At 66.4% G+C, this 9,147-nt stretch carries 9 protein-coding genes; 5 read left to right on the top strand and 4 right to left on the bottom strand.

Going from position 1 to position 9,147, the window contains the following annotated elements; translation table 11 throughout:
- Together SB4_RS09455 and SB4_RS09450 are read right to left on the bottom strand one after the other, a co-directional pair.
- A partial coding sequence (locus SB4_RS09455; protein WP_193753782.1) for a putative bifunctional diguanylate cyclase/phosphodiesterase occupies positions 1-1,740 on the bottom strand: 1,740 nt, incomplete at its 3' end.
- A gap of 164 nt (positions 1,741-1,904) precedes the next feature.
- The gene (locus SB4_RS09450) at positions 1,905-3,290 is read right to left on the bottom strand and encodes a helix-turn-helix domain-containing protein (protein ID WP_058752384.1); all 1,386 of its coding nucleotides are present in this window, start codon (positions 3,288-3,290) and stop codon (positions 1,905-1,907) included.
- 185 nt (positions 3,291-3,475) lie between these two features.
- Between SB4_RS09450 and aceA the strand changes: the two genes are divergently transcribed.
- The 4 genes from aceA to SB4_RS09435 all read left to right on the top strand — a co-directional run bounded on the left by aceA (position 3,476) and on the right by SB4_RS09435 (position 6,684).
- Positions 3,476-4,753, top strand: coding sequence for an isocitrate lyase (gene aceA / locus SB4_RS09445; RefSeq protein WP_058752383.1), 1,278 nt, complete (start codon positions 3,476-3,478; stop codon positions 4,751-4,753).
- A gap of 28 nt (positions 4,754-4,781) precedes the next feature.
- Complete coding sequence (locus SB4_RS19985; RefSeq protein ID WP_167345467.1) at positions 4,782-4,940, top strand: hypothetical protein; 159 nt, start codon at positions 4,782-4,784, stop codon at positions 4,938-4,940.
- 128 nt (positions 4,941-5,068) lie between these two features.
- Positions 5,069-6,028: a cation diffusion facilitator family transporter gene (locus tag SB4_RS09440; protein ID WP_058752382.1), complete on the top strand. Its 960-nt coding sequence runs from the start codon at positions 5,069-5,071 to the stop codon at positions 6,026-6,028.
- 8 nt (positions 6,029-6,036) lie between these two features.
- Entirely contained in the window at positions 6,037-6,684 is a 648-nt protein-coding gene (locus SB4_RS09435; protein ID WP_082670093.1) for a hypothetical protein, read from the top strand.
- Here the strand turns inward: SB4_RS09435 and SB4_RS09430 are convergent.
- On the bottom strand, positions 6,633-7,244 hold the full coding sequence (locus tag SB4_RS09430) for a DUF4893 domain-containing protein (protein ID WP_058752380.1): 612 nt from the start codon (positions 7,242-7,244) through the stop codon (positions 6,633-6,635). The genes SB4_RS09435 and SB4_RS09430 overlap by 52 nt on opposite strands.
- A gap of 2 nt (positions 7,245-7,246) precedes the next feature.
- Positions 7,247-8,032 carry a 3-hydroxybutyrate dehydrogenase gene (locus SB4_RS09425; protein WP_058752379.1) on the bottom strand — a complete coding sequence of 262 codons (786 nt, stop codon included), beginning with the start codon at positions 8,030-8,032 and terminating at the stop codon, positions 7,247-7,249.
- 134 nt (positions 8,033-8,166) lie between these two features.
- Between SB4_RS09425 and ypfJ the strand changes: the two genes are divergently transcribed.
- Positions 8,167-9,078 carry a KPN_02809 family neutral zinc metallopeptidase gene (gene ypfJ / locus SB4_RS09420; protein ID WP_058752378.1) on the top strand — a complete coding sequence of 304 codons (912 nt, stop codon included), beginning with the start codon at positions 8,167-8,169 and terminating at the stop codon, positions 9,076-9,078.
- The last annotated feature ends 69 nt before the right edge of the window (positions 9,079-9,147 follow it).

Raw genomic sequence — 9,147 nt, 5'->3', positions numbered from 1 at the left:
ATAGCCGGTGCCGAAATCGTCCATCACGATACGCACGCCCGCCCCGCGCAACGTGCGCAGATTGGCCGTGGCGGTTTCGCGCCGGTCGATCAGCACGCCTTCGGTCACTTCCACTTCGACCCGGCGGGGGTGCATGCCATGGTCCGCGATGGTCGCCAGCATCTCGTCCGCCAACGACGGGTCACGCAACTGTACAGGGGACAGGTTGATCGCCAGCATCCAGTCGCGGGGCCAGTCGCGCGCGGCGACCAGCGCCTCGACCAGCAGGAACCGGCCGATCTCCGCGATCAGTCCATTCTCCTCGGCCAGCGCGATGAAGATGTCGGGGCTGACCGGCCCCAACACCGGATGGGTCCAGCGTGCCAGCGCCTCCTGCCCGATGATGCGACGGGAGGGACAATCGGCGATCGGCTGGAACGCCAGGCTCAACTCGCCCCGCACGCTGGCATCGCGCAGTTCATGGGCCAGCCAGTGGCGCTGCCGCCGTTCTTCGTCCATCGCCGCGTCATAATGGCGCGCCCGGTGGCGGCCATCGGCCTTCGCCCGGTAGAGCGCGATATCGGCACAGGCCTGCAACTCGTCGCACTCGATGCCGTGATGCTGGGACAGGGCGATACCGATGCTCAAGCGGACCGACGGTGTCGCCGGATCGGCCGCGGCCACGCCATAGATTCGATCCGCCACCCCCTGCGCATCGCGCTCGGTTTCCGACAGATAATGGATGATCGCGAATTCGTCGCCGCCGATGCGCGAGACGACATCTCCCTCGTCCACCGCCGCGAGCAGCATCGCGCTGGCGCGCTGCAACATCGCGTCGCCGGTGGCATGGCCCAACGTGTCGTTGACACCCTTGAACCCATCCAGATCGACCGCAAGCAACGCGATCCGCTGCCCCGCCTGGAGCGCCTTTTCCAGCCGTTCGGCAAAGACCAGCCGGTTGGCCAGACCGGTCAGCGGATCGTGATGCGCCAGATATTCGACTTGGCGCTGGATACGTTCGCGCTCCTCGGCCTCCAGCGCAAACGCCTGCAACGCGCGGGTCAACTCACCCAGTTCGTCGACCCGCTCTGCATAGGGCAAGGGTTGCAGCGCCCGCCCGCCTTTCATTGCGCGAACGGCCGCGACGATCGTCACCAGCGGTTCGATAATCCGCCAGCGCAGCCAGAGGATCAGTGCGCCGACCAGTATCAGCATCGACACGGCGGCCAGCGTCATTTGCATCAGTCCGCGACGCGCCAGCAGAGCGGCCTCACGCGTGCGCTGGGTCAGTTCCCGCCGCATCATCCGGCGCATATCGTCCCGCCAATATTCCACCGAGCGCAGCGAGCGCTGGAACCGGGGAAGCGCGGCTTGCAGCTTGCGGGGATCGGCCCGCGTGTCTCGTAGGATCGTTTGGGTTTCGCGGAAGAAGCGTTGCTCGGCCTTCCGCAGCTGCGCTTCCACGCGCCGACCGCGCGGCGTCAGGGCCAGCGGCCCCGCTTGCCGCGGCCCCAGCTGCGCGGCGAGCAGTTGCTCCATTGCCGCCCAATCCGCCTCCCTGTTCCCGTCATGCCGGTCGAGGCGGCGGTCCACATCCGTCAAATGAATACGCAACCCCCGCAACTGGGTATCGGCGGCCGCAAAATCGTCCAGGTTCGTGGCGATATGCCCGGTCGCCTCTGTGGTCGAAACCAGTTGCCGATGGAACGATACGCCCGTCAGGCCCAACGCAGTCGAAATGCACAGGACGGTCGACAGCATGACCGCAAAACGGAATTCCAATGAACGGAGACGGAGGAAGAGCCAATTCATCGGGATCGAACGCTACACGATGACTCCTTACAACTGGTGAAAGCCGATCAAATTCCTTTAAGGACTTGGCAAATAAGTTGAAATCTTTGCCGATCACTCCACAAGTCCGGCGCTCAGTCGCCCGCGCAGGGCAGCGAAGCCACCGTCCGTTCGCGCTCGTTGACCACCAACGCACGACCGATCGCCGGCAGCGAGCGCTGTGGGCAATCGGGCCGGGGGCATCGACGGCACCCGGGGCCGATCGGCGTCGCGTGCCGCGCCGGCTCTCCCCCCAGCCTCTCCGAAAGCTGACCCGACAAGGCCGCCGCCAGCCCCAATATGATGACGAACTGCGCAGGGACGCCCGATGCCGATCGCCCGGCCCGATCGACCCGCTGCGCCAGGGTCAGGAAGGTCGCGCCATCTGGCATGACGACGCTTTGCGATATCGGCTCCCGCGCCCGGTCAAACGCGCCCAGCGCATTCCAGAGCGGGCACAAGGCTTCCGTCTCGGCCAAGCCGGGATCGGCGGCCCCGACCAGCCTTTTCGATACCTGCCCCGCCCGGTCGACCCGCAGCATGAAAAAGGGCAGCCCCCGCGCGCCGACCCGGTGCAGCGTGGTCAGCCGGTGCGCCAGCTGCTCGTGTGACACCCCGAAGCGGCGACGCAGCACGGCCAGGTCGTAGCCTGTCGCCTCGCACGCGCGCAGGAACCGGGCATAGGGCATGACCAAAGCGGCAGCGAAATACTGTGCCAGATAGCGGCGGAAGAGTCGTTCGGCGATGCGGTCGCCAAAGGCCGCACCGCGGGCCAGCGCCTCGATCTCGGTCCGCGCCTCCGACTGGGCCAGCTGCACCGCCAGCGCAAAAACGCGGCCCGGCGCCTCGAGCATTTCGGACAGCTGCAATTGCCGGGCGTGCAGGTCCAGCCGCACCAGCCGGTCGGGCATGATGTCGACCGGCAGCACCCGGATGGACAGCGCATGACGAACCCGCAACCGCTCGGCCAGCGCGCCGTACAGGTCGCCCGCCATCAGCCGCAACTCGTCCGCGAGCAGCTCCGCAGCCGCGTCGAGGTCGGGGAAATGATTGCGCCACCGCTCGATCTCGCGGCGCACCTGCACGGTCGGGTCGGGTGTTGCGGCCACCGCCGCCACGCCGCCGCCCAGCCGGTCAAAGGCGCGGGCAAACGCCTCCGCACCGCCCGGCGCCGCCGCCAGCCATTCCTCCAACTCGCTGCGGTCGATCTCCAGATCGGCGAACATCGGATCGGCCAGCCGCCGCCGCATCGCCGCCGCCCCGCCCCCCGGTGCCGCCGCCGTCAAGGCGCGCGGATCGAAGTCGAACGTCTCGACCAGCCGGACCAGCAGCGCGGCCGAGACCGGCCGCTGGTTACGCTCGATCAGGTTCAGATAGCTGGGCGAGATGTCGAGCATCTCCGCCATCGCGGCTTGCGACAGCCCGTTCTGGCGACGCACCCGTCGCACCGCGTGTCCGGCGATCAGCTTGGTTGCGCTCATGCTCCGCCCTCCTGCGGACAGGCTGCGCCACCGCCTTCCCGCTGTCAATTCTTTACAACCCGACCTGGGGAGGATGGCATGGCCGCGACCCGGAGACGCGGTGGCAACACGCCAAAGCCTTCATCAATGGTCGAACACCCGGCAAAGTCCTCGTCAACAAGCCCCTATTTGTAAAGGACGATGCGATGCCGAACTTCCAGGACCTCATCCCCGCCCCCACCGGACGGTTCGATGGCATCACCCGCCCCTACACCCCCGCCGATGTCGCGCGGCTGCGCGGATCGATCGCGGTCGAGCATACGCTGGCCCGGCGTGGCGCGCTGAAGCTGTGGGAATTGCTGAAGACCGAGGATTATGTTCATGCGCTGGGCGCGCTGTCGGGCAATCAGGCGATGCAGATGGTGCGTGCCGGGCTGAAGGCGATCTATCTGTCGGGCTGGCAGGTCGCGGCGGACGCCAACACCGCCGGGCAGATGTATCCCGACCAGTCGCTCTACCCCGCCAATGCCGGGCCGGAGCTCGCCCGCCGGATCAACGCGACGCTGGCCCGCGCCGACCAGATCGAACATGCGGAGGGCGCGGTGTCGCGCGACTGGTTCGCACCGATCATTGCCGATGCCGAGGCCGGATTCGGCGGTCCGCTCAACTGCTATGAGATCATGAAGGCCTATATCGCGGCGGGTGCGGCGGGCGTGCATTTCGAGGACCAGCTCGCCTCGGAAAAGAAGTGCGGCCATCTGGGCGGCAAGGTGCTGATCCCGACGGCAGCGCATATCCGCAACCTGAATGCGGCGCGGCTGGCGGCGGATGTGGCGGGCGTACCGACGGTGATCTGCGCGCGCACCGATGCCGAAAGCGCGCGGCTCATCACCTCGGACGTGGACGAGCGCGACCGGGCGTTCCTGACCGGCGAGCGGACGGCGGAGGGCTTCTTCCGACTGAAGGAGGGCACCGGCGTCGACCATTGCATCCAGCGCGGCCTGGCCTTCGCGCCCCATGCCGACCTGTTGTGGTGGGAAACGTCCAAGCCCAACCTCGCCGATGCGCGCCGCTTTGCCGAGGCGATCCAGCGTGAGTATCCGGGCAAGATGCTGGCCTATAACTGCTCACCCAGCTTCAACTGGGAGGCCAATCTCGATCGCGACGACATTGCTCGCTTCCAGCGGGAGATCGGGGCGATGGGATATAAGTTCCAGTTCGTCACGCTCGCCGGCTTCCACCAGCTCAACTACGGCATGTTCGAGCTGGCACGCGAATATCGGGATCGGGGCATGGCGGCCTATTCGGAGCTGCAACAGGCCGAATTCGCCGCCGAAGCCAACGGCTATACCGCGACCCGTCACCAGCGCGAGGTGGGGACCGGCTATTTCGACCTGATCGCGCAAGTCGCGGCGGGCGGCGACAGCTCCACCACCGCGCTCGCCGAATCGACCGAGGCGGCCCAGTTCGTCCAGGCCGCCTGAGGACCACCGTTTCAAAGGAGAGAATGCCATGCCGACCGAACCGCAACGCAGCCGCGCCGTCTTCTCCACCGAAGACTTCGCCCTGATGAAGGAAGCCATCGCCGAACACGTCAAGCGCGTCGCCGACGATCCCCGCTCGATCAAGTTCGCGCATCTGTACCACCGGCTGGGACGTATCGCATCGTGATGTGATCCCGGGCGCGTTGGCCCCTTTGCCCCCCTCTTCCTTGGGGAAGGAAGCGACCCCGCCGATCCGTATCGGCGGGGTTTGTTTTTCCAGCGGAACAACCGCCGCGATCGCACGCTGTACCGGCCATGCCAGACACCGGCCTGACCGCGCGCATTCGCGAGAATATCGTCCTGTACGGCGCACTGGCCGCCAATCTGGGCATCGGCATCGCCAAGTTCGTCGCGGCGGGGATCACCGGTTCGTCCTCGATGCTGACCGAGGGCGTGCACTCGGTCGTCGATAGCGGCAACCAGATTCTGCTGCTCTATGGCCAGAAGCGCGCCAAGCGGGGGCCGGACGCCATCCACCCCTTCGGTTATGGCCGCGAACTGTATTTCTGGGCGTTCGTCGTCGCCATCCTGATCTTCGCGCTGGGCTCCGGCATCTCGATCTATGAGGGCTGGCTGCATATCCAGACGCCCGAGCCGTTGCGCGATCCCACGGTCAATTACATCGTGCTCGCCATCGCCTTTGCGTTGGAAGGGGCGAGTTGGACCATCGCGGTACGCGAGTTCTCGCGAACCAAGGGCGATAGCGGCTGGTGGCGCGCAATCCACGAATCCAAGGACCCGCCCGGTTTCATCGTGTTGTTCGAGGATTCGGCGGCGCTCGCCGGGCTGGTCATTGCGGCGCTCGGCGTCTGGTTATCGCATATGCTCAATGACCCGCGCATCGACGGGGTGGCCTCGATCCTGATCGGCATCGTGCTCGGACTGGTCGCGATCCTGCTGGCGCGCGAGTCCAAGGGGCTGCTGATCGGTGAGCGAGCCGACCCGGAAGTGGTCGAGACCATCCGTGGCATCGTCGCCGCGCGCCCCTGGATCACGCGGGTCAACCATGTCCGCACCATCCACACCGCCCCAGACAGCATCTTCGCCGCGATCAGTGCCGATTTCGTCGACAGCATGCCTATGGGCGCGGCCGAGACGATGATCGAAATGCTGGAAGACGATCTTCGCGTCGCCGTGCCCAGCCTGTCATCCATCTATATCCGCCCGGAAAAGCACGAGAATGCGGCTGCGTCATCGCCCCAACATGGGTTATGAGGACCGTCATGACGAAGCTCCTGCGAATCGCCACGGCCCTGTTCCTGACGCTGGCCTGCGCCCTGCCCGCCCAGGCCGCGGTGACGATCACATTCTGGAGCCATGAGTTGGGCAACAGCTTTCCGCACGCGTTCTTCACCTTGCGCGGTACGGTCGATGCCACGGGCGCACCGGTCGATGCCAATTACGGCTTCACCGCCAAGTCGATATCGCCCGCGCTGCTGATGGGTACGGTCAAGGGGCGGCTAGACATATCCAAGCCCTTCTACATCTCGACCAGCGACGCGCAGTTTTCCTATGTGATGACCGACGCGCAATATGCCGACATCCTGGCGCTGGTCGCCGGATGGGACGAGAAGACGGGAGACGCGCATTACAATCTCAACCAGCGCAACTGCGTCCATTTCGTGCAGGAAGCGGCGCGGCGGCTGGGGTTGGTCGGACTGGACCATCCCGATTTGATGAAGAAGCCGCGCTCCTATCTGAAGGCGGTGGCGCAGGCGAATACGGACCGGGTGACGGTGATCGGTAAAGGTGGCAAGGCCTATCTCGCCTCGCTGCCGCCGCTACCCGCCGCCCCGGCCAACGACAATCGCATTCCCGCTCAGGGCGCGGCGACGGGCACCAGCTCGAGTATGTCGACCACCGACTCATAAGCCGGAAACGGGAAGGCGATCCGCCAACGACGCGCGTCGATCCGCTCGACCACGCCTGCCATGTCGCGCGCCCGGTCGCGGCCATAGGCATAGGACCGTTCTTCATCGCCCAGGATCATCGTGCCCAGGAAGATGCTGCGCGCGTCGGTGTCGGGATAGATACGCCCGGTCAGCCGCTGTGACCCGTCGATCTTGGTCAGGCGGACACCTCCGTCCGACACGCGGCAGCGGAAATAGGGATAGGCGACATAGGTCAGCAGCGCCCGCCCCTGCGTCCCCATCTTGAACGTACGACAGCGATAGTCGCCATCGGGCAGTTCGGGCCCCGCCATCGAATGATCCGGGTCCGCGAGATGGCCCAGCGCCGCGATCTCCGCCGCCGCGCCACCCGCGCGCGCCTGGGTCAGCCCCTTCATCCAGGCGTTGCGCCAGCCGCGCAGGCGCACACGGTCATCCTCGGTCGCCGCCAGCCGCCAGTCGCTCGCCTCCTCGGCACGCTGGGCCTGCGCCGCGCCAACCGCGATCAGCGCAACGGCCGAAGCCAGGATCAAGCGGCGCATCGTCACTGCGCGGTCCAGCCGCCATCGACCGACAGGTTCGCGCCGGTGATCGACTTGGCCTCGTCACGGCACAGGAACAGGGCGAGCGCGGCAACCTGTTCGATGGTCACGAACTCCTTGGTGGGCTGTGCCTTTAGCAGCACGTCGTCGATCACCTGTTCGCGGGTCAGCCCCCGCGCCTTCATCGTGTCGGGGATTTGGTTCTCGACCAAGGGCGTCCAGACATAGCCGGGCGAGATGCAGTTGGCGGTGATGCCGTCGGTCGCGACCTCCAGCGCCACGGTCTTGGTGATGCCGACCACGCCGTGCTTGGCCGCGACATAGGCCGACTTGTTGGGGCTGGCGACCAGGCTGTGTGCCGAGGCGGTGGTGATGATCCGGCCCCAGCCCTGCTTGCGCATATGCGGGATCGCGGCGCGCATCATGTGCCAGGCCGAGGACAGGTTGATCGCAATGATCGCATCCCATTTCTCGACCGGAAACTCGGTGATCGGGGCGACATGCTGGATACCGGCATTGTTGATGACGATATCGACCGAGCCGGTCTCCGCCGCCGCACGATCGATCATCGCCGCGATCTGCTCCGGCTGCGTCATGTCGGCGGGGTCGTAGAGGGCATGGGTGCCGCTTACCTGTTCCAGCGCGGCACGGTTCGCCTCGATGGCATCCGCATCGCCGAAACCATTGAGGACGATCGCCGCCCCCTCCGCCGCCAGCGCCTTGGCATAGGCTAGGCCGATGCCCGAGCTGGAGCCCGAGATCACCGCCGTCTTGCCCTTCAGGAACATGCCATTCTCCCTTGCTCTGGCACCGCACCATGCGGTCAGATGCACGCCCGTGCAACCGCCGGAAGGCTTTGCGGGTTCAACAGGGCGACAAGGACCCGCATAGGCGGGCCGAATGACAAAGGGGTGATAGCGCGATGCGGCTCGACGATTATGACAACGACATCGATGTCGGCGAGGCGCAGCCCGGTGGCGGCGGCTTTGGTGGGGGCGGCGGCGGCGGGCTGCTCTTCGGCCTGCTTCCCCTGATCGGCAGCCGTTTCGGATGCGGCGGCATCATCGTGGTCCTCATCATCCTGGCGGTGGTCGGCATGAACCCCCTCAGCCTGTTGACCGGCGGCGGCAGCGGTAACGCGCCGGTCACCCGCTCGGCCGATTCCTCCGGTCAGGAAAGCGCGCGGCAGGTCTGCGAAGTCTCGCCCGAGCGCCGCGAAACCTGCCAGGCGTTCAGCAATGCCGACAACACCTGGGAAAAGATCTTCGCCGATAGCGGGCAGCGGTTCCAGGCGCCGGGGCTGCGCTTCTATGTGGCAAACACCGCCAAGACGGGCTGCGGCGAGGCGCCGTCGGCGGTCGGGCCCTTCTATTGCCCGTCGGACCGCAAAATCTATCTCGACACCAAGTTCTTCGACGAACTGGCCAACCGCTTCGGCGCGAAGGGCGATTTCGCGCGCTATTATGTCGTGGCGCATGAGTTCGGCCATCACATCCAGACGCTGCTCGGCACCTCCGACAAGGTCAACCAGGCGCAGCGCGCCGCGAGCAAGGCGGAGGGCAATGCCCTGTCCGTGCGGCTGGAGTTGCAGGCGGACTGCTATGCGGGCGTATGGGCGGCGAAGAACCGCAACCGGCTGGAGCCCGGCGATGTCGAGGAAGGCATGACCGCCGCCCGCGCCATCGGCGACGACACGCTCCAGCGCGAGGCCGGAGGGGCCGTCGTCCCCGACAGCTTCACCCATGGCACCTCCGAACAGCGGATGCGCTGGCTGCGCCGTGGCGTGGAGACGGGCGATCCCGCTCAGTGCGACACCTTCTCGGGCGCAATCTGAAACAACTCCCCCTCCCGCAAACGGGAGGGGGTCGGGGGGGAGGGTTTGGAGTCTCACCGAGACCGTCGC

It is taken from the genome of Sphingomonas sanguinis (assembly GCF_001476905.1).
In the GTDB taxonomy this organism is placed as follows: domain Bacteria; phylum Pseudomonadota; class Alphaproteobacteria; order Sphingomonadales; family Sphingomonadaceae; genus Sphingomonas; species Sphingomonas sanguinis_B.
The sequence above is the reverse complement of the archived record's forward strand: the minus strand, read 5'-3'. Positions and strand labels throughout refer to the sequence as shown.